General features: G+C 35.1%; 15 protein-coding genes. 4 read left to right on the forward strand and 11 right to left on the reverse strand.

Translation table 11 applies throughout. From position 1 onward, the window contains the following. Positions 1-73: 73 nt before the first annotated feature. Both ACJJVI_RS11180 and ACJJVI_RS11185 read left to right on the forward strand, forming a co-directional pair. Positions 74-2,518, forward strand: a complete 2,445-nt coding sequence (locus ACJJVI_RS11180) for an outer membrane beta-barrel family protein (RefSeq protein ID WP_193741962.1) — start codon at positions 74-76, stop codon at positions 2,516-2,518. Positions 2,519-2,610: 92 nt separating this feature from the next. Next, the gene (locus tag ACJJVI_RS11185) at positions 2,611-3,108 is read left to right on the forward strand and encodes a hypothetical protein (RefSeq protein WP_036579044.1); all 498 of its coding nucleotides are present in this window, start codon (positions 2,611-2,613) and stop codon (positions 3,106-3,108) included. Positions 3,109-3,143: 35 nt separating this feature from the next. On the opposite strand, the gene ACJJVI_RS11190 is transcribed toward ACJJVI_RS11185, so the two are convergent. From ACJJVI_RS11190 to ACJJVI_RS11240, 11 genes are all read right to left on the reverse strand, one after another. Beyond that, positions 3,144-3,623, reverse strand: a complete 480-nt coding sequence (locus tag ACJJVI_RS11190; RefSeq protein WP_405351969.1) for a protease complex subunit PrcB family protein — start codon at positions 3,621-3,623, stop codon at positions 3,144-3,146. Further along, positions 3,574-4,713 carry an N-acetyl-alpha-D-glucosaminyl L-malate synthase BshA gene (gene bshA / locus ACJJVI_RS11195; RefSeq protein ID WP_042271610.1) on the reverse strand — a complete coding sequence of 380 codons (1,140 nt, stop codon included), beginning with the start codon at positions 4,711-4,713 and terminating at the stop codon, positions 3,574-3,576. The genes ACJJVI_RS11190 and bshA overlap by 50 nt, the downstream gene beginning before the upstream one ends. Before the next feature lie 30 nt (positions 4,714-4,743). Then, a complete protein-coding gene (locus tag ACJJVI_RS11200; RefSeq protein ID WP_405351972.1) occupies positions 4,744-7,680 on the reverse strand; it encodes a glycoside hydrolase family 3 N-terminal domain-containing protein in 2,937 nt (978 codons plus the stop codon). Positions 7,681-7,806: 126 nt separating this feature from the next. Next, positions 7,807-8,289, reverse strand: a complete 483-nt coding sequence (locus ACJJVI_RS11205) for a hypothetical protein (protein WP_036579039.1) — start codon at positions 8,287-8,289, stop codon at positions 7,807-7,809. Positions 8,290-8,291: 2 nt separating this feature from the next. Continuing rightward, a complete protein-coding gene (locus ACJJVI_RS11210) occupies positions 8,292-8,918 on the reverse strand; it encodes a hypothetical protein (RefSeq protein WP_152556311.1) in 627 nt (208 codons plus the stop codon). A 6-nt stretch (positions 8,919-8,924) separates the two neighbouring features. Continuing rightward, on the reverse strand, positions 8,925-9,134 hold the full coding sequence (locus tag ACJJVI_RS11215; RefSeq protein ID WP_036579034.1) for a hypothetical protein: 210 nt from the start codon (positions 9,132-9,134) through the stop codon (positions 8,925-8,927). A gap of 1 nt (position 9,135) precedes the next feature. Further along, positions 9,136-9,927, reverse strand: coding sequence for a (Fe-S)-binding protein (locus tag ACJJVI_RS11220; protein WP_036579033.1), 792 nt, complete (start codon positions 9,925-9,927; stop codon positions 9,136-9,138). A 57-nt stretch (positions 9,928-9,984) separates the two neighbouring features. Continuing rightward, complete coding sequence (locus ACJJVI_RS11225) at positions 9,985-10,413, reverse strand: phosphoheptose isomerase (RefSeq protein ID WP_042271600.1); 429 nt, start codon at positions 10,411-10,413, stop codon at positions 9,985-9,987. Between the two features lies 1 nt (position 10,414). Continuing rightward, positions 10,415-11,758: a (Fe-S)-binding protein gene (locus ACJJVI_RS11230; RefSeq protein ID WP_042249036.1), complete on the reverse strand. Its 1,344-nt coding sequence runs from the start codon at positions 11,756-11,758 to the stop codon at positions 10,415-10,417. 9 nt (positions 11,759-11,767) lie between these two features. Continuing rightward, entirely contained in the window at positions 11,768-12,721 is a 954-nt protein-coding gene (locus tag ACJJVI_RS11235; protein ID WP_405351975.1) for an MlaD family protein, read from the reverse strand. A gap of 74 nt (positions 12,722-12,795) precedes the next feature. Beyond that, entirely contained in the window at positions 12,796-13,899 is a 1,104-nt protein-coding gene (locus ACJJVI_RS11240; RefSeq protein WP_405351977.1) for an N-acetylmuramoyl-L-alanine amidase, read from the reverse strand. A 152-nt stretch (positions 13,900-14,051) separates the two neighbouring features. Here ACJJVI_RS11240 and ACJJVI_RS11245 point away from each other — a divergent pair, with 152 nt between their 5' ends. Together ACJJVI_RS11245 and ACJJVI_RS11250 are read left to right on the forward strand one after the other, a co-directional pair. Further along, positions 14,052-16,775, forward strand: a complete 2,724-nt coding sequence (locus ACJJVI_RS11245) for a putative LPS assembly protein LptD (RefSeq protein WP_405351979.1) — start codon at positions 14,052-14,054, stop codon at positions 16,773-16,775. 38 nt (positions 16,776-16,813) lie between these two features. After that, on the forward strand, positions 16,814-17,209 hold the full coding sequence (locus ACJJVI_RS11250) for a Rid family detoxifying hydrolase (protein ID WP_036579026.1): 396 nt from the start codon (positions 16,814-16,816) through the stop codon (positions 17,207-17,209). The last annotated feature ends 1 nt before the right edge of the window (position 17,210 follow it).

Genomic DNA, 17,210 nt, shown 5'->3' on the forward strand with positions numbered 1-17,210 from the left:
AACTTAACTTTAGTAATGACGGCTTAAACCGTCTGATAGATTTGTAGTCCTAGTAGAAACTAAATTAACTACAATGAAACTACAATACTTATTTCTCGCAATTTTAATCCTTCCTATTCTTGCGATAGCACAAAAACCAGATTCCGATGGTATGATAACCATTTCTGGTACTCTAGTAGATCAGTCTACTAAAAGCCCTCTGGAATTTGCAACCGTATCCTTACTAAGCACTGAACCAGGATCAACTCCTCAAGGTGGAATAACTGACATCGATGGAAAATACAATATTCAAGTAACTCCTGGAACTTATGATGTGAAGTGGGAATACATCACATTTAAGACCTTAATTAAAAAAGCAGAAGTTCTAACTGCCGATAAGGATTATGGTACAATAGAACTTGAAATTGATGTTGCAGAATTAGATGCAGCAATTGTTATTGCAGAGAAAACGACTGTTGATATACGATTAGATAAAAAAATATATAATATAGGTAAAGATTTAACTGTACGCGGTGGTAGCGCCAGTGACGTATTAGACAATGTACCATCAGTATCTGTAGACGTAGAAGGTAATGTAGCCTTAAGAGGAAATGACAATGTAACTATTTTAATCGACGGAAGACCTAGTGCGCTCGTTGGTTTTAATGGAGCCGAAGCTTTAAGACAAATTCCATCTGACGCAATTGAAAAGATAGAGGTAATTACTTCTCCAAGCGCACGTTATGATGCAGAAGGTACAGCAGGTATATTGAATATTATACTTAGAAAAAACAAGCTTTTAGGCTTTAATGGTTCTATGCAATTAGACACCGGTTATAATCCACAGTTAGGATTATCATTTAATGGTAACTTACGTAGTGAGAAATGGAACTTATTTACAAATACAGGTTTTAGATACAGAGAAACACCAGGTAATAGTACCACAAGCACAGAATATTTATCACCTACAGCTCAAAACAGTTTTGTGAATGAAGAGCGCGTATTTGATCGATTAGGTCGAAACTTTTTTACCAGTTTAGGTGCAGAGTATTTTATTAATGATCAATCTAGTATTGTAGCAAACATTGTTTATCGTTTAGGTAATGACGATGATTTAAACACTAACATTATTGACCGTTTAGACGCAAATGGTAACCTAAATGAAGCTACCTCTCGTACTGAAGCAGAATCAGAAGATGATACGCGAATACAGTATTCATTAGATTACAAAAATGATCTTGATGATAATGGTCAGAAGATTACAGCTAGTATTCAATACTCAACGTCAGTGGAAGATCAAAATGCAAATATCTTAGAAACTGAAACAACCACAAATACGATTAATGATGTGGAGAGAACATTAAGTGAGGAAGATGAGCAAAATGCCACGGCACAATTTGACTATGTATTACCTATAGGAGAAGATACTCAATTTGAGGCTGGTTATAGAGGAAATTACCGCGATATTAGTAACTCCTTTTACTTAGAAGAACAATTAACTTTCCCTACTGGTCCTCTTGTGCCAGATGCTGGTCTTAATAACACCTTTGATTATGAAGAATTAGTAAATGCTGTTTATGGTCAATACGGTAAAGAATATGGTAAATTCTCATTCCTTGCTGGTTTAAGGTTTGAGCAAACCAATGTAACCATAAGACAAGAAACAGTTGATACTGAAGAGAAGAAAGATTATAGCAGCCTCTTCCCTACTCTTAACTTAGGTTATGAAATCCAAGATGGTGAAAATATTACTTTAGGATACAATAGACGTGTAAGAAGACCACGTGGTCGTTTCTTAAACCCTTTCCCTAGTAGATCTAGTGAATCTAATGTGTTTCAAGGTAATGTAGATTTAGATCCTACTTTTACAAACTCTTTAGATTTAGGATATTTAAGAAGATGGAAAAAAGTAACCTTAAGCACTTCTATATATTACAACCGTAGTGATGATAACTGGGAATTCATACAAGAAGATACAGGTGAGATAACAGATAATGGAGACCCTATCATCAGACGTACACCAGTAAACCTATCTACGCAAGAACGTATAGGGTATGAACTAACACTTACCTATAGACCTTTTAAATGGTGGACTATAAATACTGACTTCAATTTATTCCATGCAACTACAGATGGTGATTTTAACGGGACTAATTTTGATAATGAGAATACTTCCTACTTTGCTAGATTAAATCAAAAATTTAGTATCCCTTCTGGTATCGATTTACAAACTAGATTAAATTATCGAGGCGCATCAGAGAACGCACAAAGTACTAATGACGGAATTTTCACTATGAATCTTGCAGCTAGTAAAGATATCATGGGTGATGACGCGACTATATCCTTAAACGTTAGCGATTTATTTAATAGTCGTAAGAGACAAAGCACTACAATAACCGACGATTTTATAACCGATAGCGAGTTTCAATGGAGAGAAAGACAAGTGAACTTAAGTTTTGTATATAGATTTAATCAAAAGAAGAAAAACAGTCGTAGTAATGGTGGTGGTGATGGTGATGATTTTGAATTCGAAGGGTAATCTTAAAATTTTAAGGTATTCTCACAATAATTAACAAAATATAAAACATTCAACAAAGCAACCATTGTAAATTTGAATCAAAATAAATAATTATGAAAAAAACACTTTTGATTCTAGGAATTGCATTTAGCACAGCATTTATGACAAATGCTCAAACAGTATCTGAAAACGCAATAGGTATAAGAGCTGGTGATGGTGATGGTTTTGGTACTGAAATATCTTACCAAAGAGCCTTAAGTGATAACAATAGACTTGAAATCGACCTAGGTTATGAAGATGGAGACAACTTTGACGGATTTAAAGCAACAGGTTTATACCAGTGGATTTGGAATATTGAAGGTGGCTTTAACTGGTACGCAGGTGCTGGTGGTGGTTTAGGAACAGTAAGTCTAGATGACGATTTTCCAGGAAGAGGTAATTTTGACGATGATTCTGAAACATTTCTTTTTGGAGCAGCGCAAGTTGGGATAGAATACAATTTTGATATTCCTTTATTGATATCGCTCGATGTAAGGCCAGAATTTTATTTTGGAGACTTTAGAGATGGTAATGATCTAGACATCGCATTAGGTTTGAGATATCAGTTCTAAGAAATATCTAAATAACAATAACCGATAACGGCTTCTTAAAAAGAAGCCGTTATTTTTTTATCATCACGTTCCACCTTTATAATCTTGAACGGTGTTGTTATACTCATAGTGGCCATGTCACCATCTGCTTTAATGAGCTCAAAGTTAAAATGTAATAAACTCTTCTCATTGCGCACCTCAGTAACTTCGACAGAGAATCCACCTGTCGATTTCTGACCTCCATAAGCAAAGATTAAGGCCTCTTTTTTAAAATTAACGCTAGGTATTTTTAAACCTGGTTTGCGAGTACTATTGATTTGCGCCATCATCTCTTGCATGGCTTCTTCAGATACTACTATAATAGCCTCTTGATTTTCATGATTACTATTGTTGCCTTCTAGCATTACATCGTAGTAAGAAGTAAGCCCAAATGTTTTTTCTGGTGTATCTATTTTTTTGCCTCCACAGCCTGTAGTTAAAGTTAAACTACTTATTGCTAGAAACAGCAGAGAGAACGTTTTTATATAATTTTTCATATTGTGGTATTATTAACTGAATGTCAAATTCTTTTGCTTTCGCGAAAGCGTTGTTTTTAAATTTTAATAGTCTCGCATCATCTTCTAAAATATGAATAGCCTTTAGTGCCATTTCATCAATATCACCTACATTGCTCGTAAAACCTGTGACTCCATCTTCGTTAACCTCTGGTAAACCACCTGTGTTTGATGATATAACAGGAGTTTTATTTGCCATTGCTTCTAGAGCCGCTAGCCCAAAACTTTCTTTCTCAGAAGGCAGTAAAAATAAATCTGTAAAACATAAAATACGATCTATCTCAGTACTATTTCCTACCCATTTAATTTGCAATTGCAACTTCTTAGATTTGGCATATTCCTCTGCTTCAAATCGTTCTGGTCCATCTCCTACCATAATTAAAATAGCAGGAATTTTTTCTTGAATCTTCTCAAAGATCTTCACCACATCCATGATACGTTTTACAGGTCTCATATTACTTACATGAGTTATAATACGCTCTTCTGGAAAAGCCATCACTGTTCGGTCGCAATCTGTAAACTCTGTTTTATAATTAGACATATCAATGAAGTTAGGTACTACATCAATATGCTTTGTTATGTCAAATAAATCTAAAGTATCTCTTTTAAGACTGTCAGAAACTGACGTGACCACATCACTGTTGTTGATACTAAAGGTTACACTAGGTTTATAAACAGGATGGTTACCTACCAATGTAATATCTGTTCCATGCAAGGTAGTCACCATAGGCAATTTTATACCTAAATCCTTCAACATTTGTTGCGCCATGTAACCGGCATATGCATGTGGAATGGCATAATGCACGTGTAATAACTCTATATCATATTCTTGCACGACATTAACGAGTTTACTAGATAAAGCAAGATCGTATGGTTGATAATGGAATAATGGATATTCTTCTACATTAACTTCATGAAAGAAAATATTTTTTGCAAGTAGTTCTAGTCTTACTGGTTGTTTATAAGTCACAAAATGAATCTCATGTCCTCGTTGAGCAAGAGCAGTCCCTAACATGGTTGCCACTACTCCACTACCACCATAGGTAGGATAACATACTATTGCAATTTTCATTAAAATTTATTTTATAATTGGTTACTAAAACTAATCAATTATTGCATCATAAATGATTTGCTGGATATTAGTTCTTATATTCTCAGATAGAAGAAATCTATTCTCTGCACTAGGGAAAATACGATTTGACAGAAACACATATACTATTTCCGAGTCTGGATCTGCCCAAGTATAGGCTCCTGTAAAACCACTATGACCAAAGCTAGTCATACTAACACAACCACAGGTAGGACCTACTTCATCTAATTGTGGTTTATCAAACCCTACACCACGTCTCACTTCTTGATCACAGTAATAGCAGGTATTAAATTTAGATATTGTTTCTGGTTTAAAATAAGTAACATCTCCATAGCTACCATTTTGCAAATACATTTGCATCATTTTTGCAACATCATTTGCATTAGAGAATAATCCAGCGTGACCACCTATCCCACCTTGCATTGCTGCGCCTTGGTCATGTACAAAACCATGTATTAACTGACCCCGATATGCCATATCATTTTCAGTAGGCACTATTTCATCTTTAGAAAAACGTTGTAATGGTAAATAACCCATAGAATTCATTCCCATTCTTTTATAGAAATGATTAGTAGTTAATTCATGTAAAGTTTTTTTAGACCTATCCTCCATATATTTTTTAAGCAAGTAGTATGGCAGGTCACTATATTTATACTCCTGACGGCTTCTCAGTTCACTATTTGCAATTCTATTGAATATAGTATCCTGTATAATTCTATTTGTAAATAAATTCTGTGCTACCTCTACATTATAAACTGATGATTTTGAACTACTATAATATTGTGACATCGGTCTAGATGTTATACTATCTAAAGTATATCTATAAAAAGGAATCCATGCCTGTAATCTTGCATAATGTGACAGCATAGATTTAATTGTAATGTCCTTTTTATTTGTAGTAGATAGCGCAGGAATTAAAGTACCAATTGAATCTTCTAAATCTATAACACCATTTTCTTCAAGCTCCATGACTAGTGGTAAGGTCCCCATAATTTTAGTTAACGAGGCAATATCATAAACATCTTCATCCTTAACAGCAAGCTCTTTGGAATAAGTATGATATCCAAAATTTTTCTGATAAACAACTTTACCACGACGGGCAACTAATATTTGCATACCTGGAGCACCTAAACTATTAACGGTATGGTTTGCAATACTATCAATCTTAGAAAGTTTATAAGTATCTAAGCCTACACTGCTAGGCGTATTGCCATAAGCTAGACGACGCAGGTAAGGTGTATCTACACCATCACCTACTTGAAACTGGCTACCTGCGGTTACAGGCAATCTTCCTACCGCTGGTCTAGCTCCAAAGATAATTTGAGCACTAACCTTCTGACTCCATTCACTGTTTTGATAACTCATTAAGATACCCTCAAAGTTTTCAATGGTATTGAGCTGTGCAAGCATATAAGGTCTAACAAATGCATCAAAAATAACTTCATGCGTTCTTGCTATTTCATACAACCATGTCAATTGTGTGGATTTCAATTGATAACCTTTCCAAGGGCTTTCATTGCTGCGATGCAAACCAACAATAACTGTATTATAGGATTCTAGTTTTCTAAGTAACTCATCTAGTTGAGTTGCTTTTACTTGTGTAACTTTTGAGTATTTATTTAATTCCTTAAGAAAAATAGCTCCACTATCGTCACCTAATTCAACATATGCAATTTTTTTAAGTTCTAGATTTTTTAGTGGTAAAATGGAATCTTTATTACGCAAGACAGTTACCGCTTCAGAAATAGCTCGTTCATACACTACGTCATCACTCTCTGTATTTAAATCATTAATAAGATTAAAAGTACTTATAGGACGATATTTGTGTAAACCAGATGCATATTTAGCCTTTAAAATCTTTTTAACTGAATGCTCTATGCGCTCATCAGTAATTTCTCCACTATTCCATGATGCAATAATTTTATCAATTGCCTTAGGGACATTTTCAGAAATAAGCAGCACATCATTACCTGCCTTAAAAGCTTGTAAATCTATCTGTCCAGGCTCACTAAAATTAGACGCTCCTTTCATATTTAAAGCATCTGTAAAAATGAGACCTTTAAAGCCCATTCTATTTTTTAATAAATCTGTAACTACTTTCTCACTTATACTGGTTGGGTAACCTGGTCTAGGTTCTAAACTAGGTATATTTAAATGCGCAACCATAACGCTGGCCATTCCTTCTTTAAAAAGTTTACGATATGGATACAGCTCTACACTATCGATACGCTCTGCACTGAAATCCACAGTAGGCAATGTTTTATGGCTATCTTGATCTGTATCTCCATGTCCAGGAAAATGCTTAGCACAGGCCAAAGTTCCTGTACTCTGCATACCTTTCATAAATGCTTGTGATTTATCTGTCACATTATACATATCCTCACCAAAGCTACGATTACCTATAATCGGGTTATCTGGATTTGTATTAATATCAACATCAGGTGCAAAATTGATATGTACTCCTAATCTCTTGCAATGTTGCCCTATACGTCTACCTACATCATAGCTAGAACGTGTACTAGGTGTTGCTCCTAGTGTCATATTCCACGGAAATGCATATGTACTGTCTAATCGCATACTCAAGCCCCATTCTGCATCCATTGCAATAAGCATTGGTGTTTTAGACTTAGCTTGTAGCTCATTTGTTAAATGAGCTTGTTGAAGAGGTCCACCTTTAGAAAAAATAATTCCTCCTATTTTTTGTTCTTCAACTAATTTTCTAACCGCAGCAACATGGGCTTTTCCTTTATTTGAAAAAAGATCAACCATAAACAATTGACCAACTTTTTCACGTTGATTCAAACTGTTATAAACACTATCAACCCATTTTATTTGGGCAATAGAATCATTGGTAATTAAAGGGTCATGAGAAGAGAATTGAGCTTGTGAGGTATACGCTTTCGCGAAAGCGAATATCAAAATCAAACTTTGTAAAAGTGTCCTATTCATAATGTACAATAGCATTTAAGGAAAAGGTTTCAAGAACCGTTCCTAAAGCAACAAGATAAAGACTTAACGCTTCATCTTAAGTTAATAAAGAGAAAATAATAGCGGACTTTTAAACTAGTTTATCAACTAGAAAAAGCGTGAGTGCCAGCTCTCACTTGCAGGAACTTCCCAATGCTCACGGTACTCACCTACATTAGTCACAAGGTTATTAAAAACGATTGTGTTAGGAGAAACAGACTTTGCTTTGGCCATTTTTTTAAAGTCGCTTAATTCTTTATGCGCCACATATTGACCATTTTTAAAGGTGACATTCATTTTATCCATAAGATCAATCCTAAAAGATTTTTCTATCGATTGTATAAAACGTACACTAGCATCTATAGAACAACCAGTTGCTCCAGCTGTAGTTTGATCTAATCCTATTACAATAAACCTATTATATGGATACTCTACACCAGCTTTTAAATCCTTACCATGAGCTGTCCATTGCTGTAAAAAGTTATCCATTTGAGGCTTTAATTCATTAAGCTCATCTGTTGTAAATGGTCTATTTGCTTGATAGATCCACACTCTAGCTTCTTCTGGTAAATCTTTAAAATTTGCGTGCATAGTTATTCTTCTATTTTAGTGAGTACTAACATGTTTCTATATTCCTGTATCCTCAGATCATACATGTTTTTTTCTACATAAGTAAAGGTGTACTTCTTCTTTTTTTTCATTGCTATTTCTAACAAGTGATCATTTTCTACATATTCTAACCAGAGGAACTTACGTACTCTTCCGGTCTCATCTTTTATATTAATGGTATAAAATTGTTCATTAGAAAAATCTACAACCTTACCTGTCAAGGTAAAAGTCATTGGAACACTTTCTGAGGTATAACCCATTTCTTCAAAATCTTCATCACCTGCCATGGACAGGAATAATGATATAGATGACGGGCAATTAACTACCATATGCATCCCTAATTGTTCTCCATATGCCTCGAGCACCTCATCACCAGCGGTAAAGTCCAATCCATTTTCTTTATAATACTCTGGATCAGTAGCATATGCTTTAAACATACTCTCTGTGAAGACCTTCAAGGCTTCAACACTGGTTAAGTTATCCATATCACCTTCTTCTTTTAGATGTGTACATATACTGTTAGATAATTTATCTAGCACTTCTTCTTCTAACTTTTGTGCATTAGAAACTAAAGTAACCAACAATAGTAAGAGTGTAATTTTAAATTTCATCAGGTTTTACTTTTTCTTTTTTTTCACCATCCACCGAGTAGCAATGGCCATAAATGTTCCAAAAATTAATGTACTAAAAACGAACTTTACTTCATGAAAAGGTAAATCACTGGCATAATCAAATGCCGCCATGATTCCTGCATAGACTAAACCAGAAAATAAGCCTAGAACTATTCGATTTTTCCATGGAATTTTATCGGGCTCGTTATTGTTCATTTTAAAGATCTTCGGCACTTGCGATCATCTCAGCAATGTCTAAAACCTCCACATTACCTTCTTTCTCTGCCGCTTTGATTCCATCGCTCATCATTGTGTTACAGAAAGGGCAGGCAGCTGCTATAATATCTGCACCTGTATCTAGTGCTTCATCTGTGCGCTCAATATTAATATCTTTATTACCTGGTTCTGGTTCTTTAAACATTTGGGCTCCACCAGCTCCACAACACAAACCGTTGCGCTTACTGCGCTTCATTTCTACTAGTGCTGCGTCTAATTTTTCTATAAGTTCTCTTGGTGCTTCATAAATCTCGTTTGCACGTCCTAAATAACAAGGATCGTGATAAGTGATTTTTTTGCCTTTAAATTTCCCGCCAGATATAGTTAATTTACCGTTTGCTATAAGATCTTTTAAGAATGAGGTATGGTGGATAACTTCATAATTACCACCTAATTCAGGATATTCATTTTTAAGTGTATTAAAGCAATGAGGACATGCCGTCACTATTTTTTTAATTTCATAACCATTAAGAACCTCTATGTTCATCATGGCCTGCATTTGAAATAGGAATTCATTTCCAGCTCTTTTTGCTGGATCACCTGTACAGCTTTCTTCTGCTCCTAAAACGGCAAATTCAACACCAGCTTTATTCAATAACTTTACAAACGCTTTTGTAATCTTCTTTGAACGGTCATCAAAACTTCCACTACATCCTACCCAAAATAAAACTTCTGGAGTTTTTCCTTGAGCTATAAACTCTGCTGCTGTAGGTACTTTTATCAATTCACTCATAATTGTTATGTTGAGATATCTTTACTATGCTTTCGCAAAAGCAAAATCATCATCTTTCTATTTTTTAAACACTTCTATTGTTACTTCTTGCTCTACTAGATGCGTAAATTTGCCTTTATATCTAGTCGCACGTACCATATGATTATCGATCCAATGATAGTTACCACCTCTAGGTTTACCCATCAATAAACTATGATATTTAAAACCATGCTTTTTTAACCACACTTCTGTTACCTCTCTATGTTCTTCTGTTCTAGAGGTGAAAAAACAAATCACGTGACCTGCATCAAACCACTCATTAAGCGTTTTTAATGCGTCTGGAAAAGGAGCGCAAGTTGCCATGCGCTCAGGTTCTTCATTAGGCACATCATCAGTAATAGTTCCATCAATATCGATTAAATAATTCTTAACGCCTTCTGGTAATATAGGACTCGCTAAAGAACCATCATCATTTTTTGCTTCTAGGTATTCGTTTTTTTCTTTCATACTATAATTCGTCTGCCCAGTTTAATCGATCCATCTGGTTATATGGCCATGGTGCACCGTTGTTTTCAATATTTGTTAAAGCATTATTTAAATCTGTAGGTGCAGCACTATTTTCTAGTACTAGATATCTTCTCATATCCATGATGATACTTAATGGATCAATACCAATAGGACAAGCTTCAACACAAGCATTACATGTTGTACATGCCCATAACTCTTCTGTTGTGATATGATCATTTAATAGCTTTTTCCCATCATCTTTCCATTCACCTTCTTTATTAATAACAGATCCTACTTCCTCTAGTCGATCACGTGTCTTCATCATTATGGCACGTGGACTTAATTTTTTACCAGTAATATTTGCCGGACATTCTGAGGTACAACGACCACATTCTGTACAAGTGTATGCGTTTAATAGCTGGACTTGATCAAGGTCAAAAATATCGCTAGCTCCTAATGAGGCTGGATCTTCATCCATCGCAGCAGGATCTGGCGCAGCAAATGGATCAGCATCTGGATCCATCATCAGTTTCACCTCGGCAGTCACAGCTTCCATATTTGTAAACTGTCCTTTAGGAGTTAATTTTGCAAAATAAACATTAGGGAAAGCAAGCATGATGTGTAAATGCTTAGACCAATATAAATAGTTTAAGAAAATAAGAATTCCAACGATGTGAATCCACCATGCCGCTCTTTCTATAACGATAAGAGTAGTATCAGCCATGTTTTCAAAAAACACTGCTACAAATTGAGAAACTGGAAACGATCCAAATATCTCGCCTGCATGAGCATAACCTTCCACGCCTCTAGTTTGAAGGATAAAATCTGTTGCGTTCATTATTAAAAATAAACTCATTAATACAACTTCAAAATATAGAATGTAGTTGGCATCATTTTTAGGCCATCCTTTTAACTCACCCATAGTGAATCGTTTGATGTTCATTGCATTTCTTCTTATCCAAAAAACGACAACAGTTACTAATACTAATAAAGCTAGTATTTCAAACGTACCGATCAGAAAATCATAAACACCACCTAGGTAAGGTGCAAATATGCGGTGTGTACCAAAAAGTCCATCAATAATAATTTCTAGGACTTCTATATTGATAATCACAAAACCTACATATACAACAACATGTAAGAAACCAGCAATAGGCCTACGTACCATTTTGGATTGCCCTAAAGCGATACGTGCCATTTGGGCCCATCGTTCTTTTTTGTTATCTGAGCGATCAACTTCTCTACCTAGCTTGATATTGCGTATCATCTTGCGAATGTTACTTGTAAAGTAACCTACACCAGCGATTAATAAAAGGGCAAAAATGATTTGTGGAATGTATTCCATGTATAAAAATTATTTAGTTGGGTCTTCTGGTTCTTCGTATGGTCCTGGTCTCTTTCCAAAGACAGAGAAATGGACATAACGTTTAGGATTAAGCTTCATATCCTGCAACAAGTCTGCTGCTTGTTCTGTTGCTCTTTCCAAATTTGTATAAAGTTTGTCGTCGGTCATTAACTTCCCTAACGAGCCTTCTCCATTACTTACTTTATCAAGTACAGTATTAAATTTACCTATCGTTTCCTCTAACTGTTTTACTGTACCAGCTATTTCTACTTGTGCAAGAGTATCAGATATTTTAGCAAAATTCTCTGTTGTGACATCTAGGTTCTTAATAGTTCTCCCTAGACTTTCTTTATTATCTGCTAACAATGTATTTGCATTGCGAGATAAAGCCTTAAATTCTACAAGTGTCTTATTAAGCTCTTCTAATGAGGCAGTAATCGCAGCTCTAGCATCAGGATTAAGAGTTTTATTAACCGCAACTAGCACACTATCTGCACTTACTACCATATGTTCAATCTTATCTTTTAAAGGAATAAATTGATCCATAACCTCACCTTGTAAACCTTTATCTAGTTTAGACTTTAAGGTGTCTCCAGATTTTGCGGCAATGGCGGTAGATTCAAAATTAGGAACGATAGCCAGTGCTTTCCCTCCAATAAGACTAGTACTGTAAACACTAGCTGTACTTTCAGATGAAAAAGAGAATTCTCCATTCACATGAAATTTTACAATAAGCCTACCACTATCATCTAAAAATTTAATATCGTCTATATTACCTACTCTTAAACCATTAATAGTTACAGGAGCAGACTTAGTAAGTCCTTCAACATTATCGTAGACAGCATAATAGACTCTATTATCCTCTAAAAGATTACTACCTTTCAAATACGAGTAACCAAAAATAAACAGCGCTATCGCTACTACGGTAAGAATACCTACTTTAACTTCTTTGGATAATTTCACAGATACGGTGTTTTTGACAAATTTAAATAAAGCTACCTATTTTGTAGCCTATTCTCAACATATTTAGCAATACATTATAAACGTCTGGTCACACCATTCTCTACAACGACTATAAAAGCGCCATCATATCCTGCGTTATTGGCGCGTTTTTTAAGCTCGACTGCAGCTTCAAGATTGCTTAATATACCGGTATAATACCTATAAATACCGCCTGATTTCTCTCTAGAGATTTCAGGAAGCTTTTTAAAATTATAAGATTTTGCAGCTACTTCATTAGAACTTGCAGCAATTTGAACCATGTAAACGATAGATCCCTTTTCAACGCTTTCCTTAGGAGCAATAATTTGAGACCCGTTACCTTCTTCAATATCAACAGGTTCTACCTCAAAGTTATTGATATCCCTATTTTTTTGATAATTAAGAATAGCCTTAAAAATAGACTGTGCTACTTTATCTTGTCCCGCATTACTATTTAAGAAATTACGCTCTTCTGTATTTGTTATAAACCCAGTTTCAATTAAAACACTAGGCATGTAGGATAATCGTAACACTGCAAATCCAGCTTGTTTTACACCACGATTTTTTCTTTTTAAAGCTTCTTCAAATTTGGTCTGCACATTTGCAGCCATTTCTATACTGTTATCTAAAAAATCTTCTTGTGTCAAGAGGCTTGCTGCAAATGACGAAGGGTCATTAGGATCAAATCCTGCATACTTCTCTTCATAATTATCTTCTAATAGAATTACAGAGTTCTCTCTTTGAACTACTTCTAGATTATCATCACTGCGATGCAGGCCTAGCACCCATGTTTCGTTTCCTTTGGCACTTTTATTTGCCGCAGCATTACAATGTACAGACACAAAAAGATCGGCTTTTGCCTTATTTGCAATAGATGCACGTTCATGTAATTCTAAAAACTTATCTGTAGTACGTGTATAAACAACTTTAATATCAGGGTTTTTATTTAGTAAAGCGCCTATTTTCTTAACCACTTTGAGAGCGATATCCTTTTCATTTACGCTTCCTACTTTCTTTCCTGGATCATTTCCACCATGACCAGCATCTAGTACTATAGTGAACTTTTTACTACTTACAATGGTAGAATCTAAAGGCGTATTTGCCTGAATTACAACAGGAAAAGTGATTAATGCAATAATTAAAAGTATATACGTTTTCATTATAGTGTTCATAGGTGTTAAGGTGCTTTTGATAACTACGCTTTCGCGAAAGCGTAATTACAATAAAACGCATAAAAATTATACGTAGTTTTGAGGTTTCAAAAACCAGACCATTTCTATTAACGAATATAGTTTACTGAAGATTGCATTATTTGAAGAGGTACATTATTTTATCAATAGTTTTTTTAACAGCGAGCCTGATCTGTCATGCTCAAGAGCTGCCTAATAACAGTACCCCAATTCCTGCTGAAAAACCAGTTGAGAATGAGGATAAAAAACCACAACAACCTGTTGCAGAAACTATAGAAATAGATTTAGACACTTTACAACTTAATAAACCTAAAGATTCTACTAAGCGTAAACCTATCCTAGAGCACAAGCTTATCTCTAGTGCAACAGATTATAAAGAAATTGACCGTATTAACAATACCATCACGCTCTATAATGAGGCAAAAATTATATACGGTGACATTACTCTAGAGGCTGGTAAGATTATTATGAATATGAATACCGGTGATATTTTTGCCTACGGTGTAATTGACACAGCAGGTGTTTATGTTCAAAAACCGATATTTACTCAAGGACAAAATGTCGTTAAACCAGACTCTATTATCTTTAATAAAGACACACGCAAGGCTCTTACTTATAACTCTATTACAGCACAAGGCGAGTTTAATGTTAAAGCCGAAGTAACAAAGCGAGTGAATGACTCTGTTTACTATATGAAAAGAGCCATTTTCACGACTTCTAAGGACCCAAATAATCCTGATTATTACTTTCTTGCCCGTAAAATAAAATTTGTTCCAGGAGAGAAGATCGTTACTGGACTGGTCAATATGTATATAGCAGATGTTCCAACACCTATAGGGTTACCTTTTGCATATTTCCCGATGACTACAGATCGTAAAAGTGGTGTAATTATTCCTTCTTTTGGTAACAACAATAATCAAGGATACTTTTTACAAAATGGTGGATATTATTTTGCCATCAATGATTATGTTGACCTTACTGTATTAGGTGATTATTTTACAAATGGTAGTTGGGGTTCTAGAATCGAGAGTAGCTATAGAAAACGGTATGCATTTAATGGTAGTTTCCGTTTTTTATATGAAAATCAAATTCAAAGTGAACGAGGCTTTTCTGACTTCCAGCAAACCAATCGTTATAACATCAACTGGCAACACAGTCAGGACGCAAAAAGTAATCCTAATAGCCGTTTCAGCGCTAGTGTAAACCTAGGAAGTAGTCAATTTTTCAGACAATCATTTAATCAAGTTAATCAAAGTGCCACACTGGTAAACAACTTAAGTTCCTCTATTTCATATTCAAAAACTTTTCCTGGTGAACCTCAAGTAAATGTTACCACCACAGTTTCTCATAACCAGAACACCAATACAGATGTAGTCAACCTGACCTTACCAACTTTACAAGCTAGTGTGTCTAGAGTTTTCCCATTTGCACCTAAGGAAGGTGCAAAAAAAGGGTTAATCCATAACATTAACCTTCAATACAATTTGAGAGGAGAAAATCGTATTGCTACTACTGATGATGACTTTTTAACCAGTAAGATGTTTGATGGTGCCATAAGTGGTTTACGTCACACCATTCCTATTTCTACAAATTTTAAAATAGCAAATTACTTCTCTGTTGGTTTAAATGCGAGTTATGATGAATCATGGGTTTTTGAAACCTATAGACAGTTTCTCGAAGACAACGGATCTGGTGGGTTTAATACAGTACGCGATACGGTAAGCGGTTTTGACGCATATCGCACTTATAACTATGGTGCTAGTATAGGAACTACAGTTTATGGTAACTGGAAATCGACTGATAAAGAGTCTAAGATACAGGCCATAAGACACGTGATGAGGCCTAGTGTAACCTATAGTGCAAATCCTAGTTTTGAACAGTATTATGATCGATTATTGGATGAGCAAGGGCTAGACGTGTCTGAAGAAGAACGTTTTTATAGTCGTTTTGAAGGTACGCTTTATAATGCGCCTGGTAGGGTATATTCTAGTAGTCTAGGTATAGGTCTTCAAAATACACTTGAGGCAAAGGTAAGAGACAGAGATTCTACTAAAACCGAACTCAAAAAGATATCTTTAATCAAATCATTTAACGTTAACACATCCTACAATCTCGCAGGAGATTCTTTAAACTGGAGTCCTTTACAATTGAGAGGTGTTATCCCTATTTATAAAAATATAGATTTAAATCTGGATGCAAATTTAGATCCATATGCATTAGATAATACAAATCAACGCATCGATCGATTTAACATCAATAATGGTGGTAGTTTATTCCGTTTAACGCGTGCCGGTGCTCGATTTAATTTTAGATTGAGTAATACAGACTTTGAAAAACAGACCGATAAAAAGGATGACAAACCAGACGATCCTTTACAAAATAGAAATTTACAAAATGGTGGACGTGAAGATGATCTCTTTGGAGCATCCATAGACTATGCCGACGGTACTACCTATGATCAACGAGAACCTGAAAAAGAAAACGTTGATATAGACAAAACTAGATATCGTTTCAAAATACCATGGAATTTGAACTTTGCTTACACGATGACCTATAATAATGCGCAAAGACAAAATGAAATCAACAATCAGTCTTTAATGGTATCTGGTGATGTAGAACTATCTCCACGATGGAGTGTCGGTGGTAATACAGGTTATGATTTTGCAAATAAAGGTGTATCCTTTACCACATTGCGTTTTAACCGAGACCTAGAAAGCTGGAGATTAAGTTTTAACTGGACTCCTATAGGACCGCAAAACAGCTGGTTCTTCTTTATTGGTATTAAATCTGGTGCATTAAGTGACATTAAGTGGGATCAACGTAAGCAACCAGATCCGCAGTTCTAGAACGCGCCTCTACTCCTATTTTTAACTATATTTATCTAATGAAAAAAATCATATACACAGACCTTGCTCCTAGTCCTATAGGACCTTATAATCAAGCTGTACTCGTAGACACACCACATCAAAAAACTTTATATACTAGTGGACAGATCGCTATCGACCCAGCAACTGGAGAATTAAAAATAGATGACCTTAAAGAAGAAACTCATCTAGTGATGAAACACCTAGAAAGTTTATTAAAACAAGTTGATATGACCTTTGAAAATGTGATAAAGACATCCATTTTTTTGAGTGATATGAGCAATTTTGCGATAGTTAATGAAGTATACGGCAGTTATTTTAATGAAGCTACTGCACCTGCCAGAGAAACGGTAGAAGTAGCTAATCTACCTAAGTATGTAAACGTTGAAATTTCAGTAATCGCAATGACTTTTTAAT

The sequence above is a fragment of the Nonlabens sp. Asnod3-H03 genome (genome assembly GCF_045063665.1).
GTDB classification, from domain to species: domain Bacteria; phylum Bacteroidota; class Bacteroidia; order Flavobacteriales; family Flavobacteriaceae; genus Nonlabens; species Nonlabens ulvanivorans.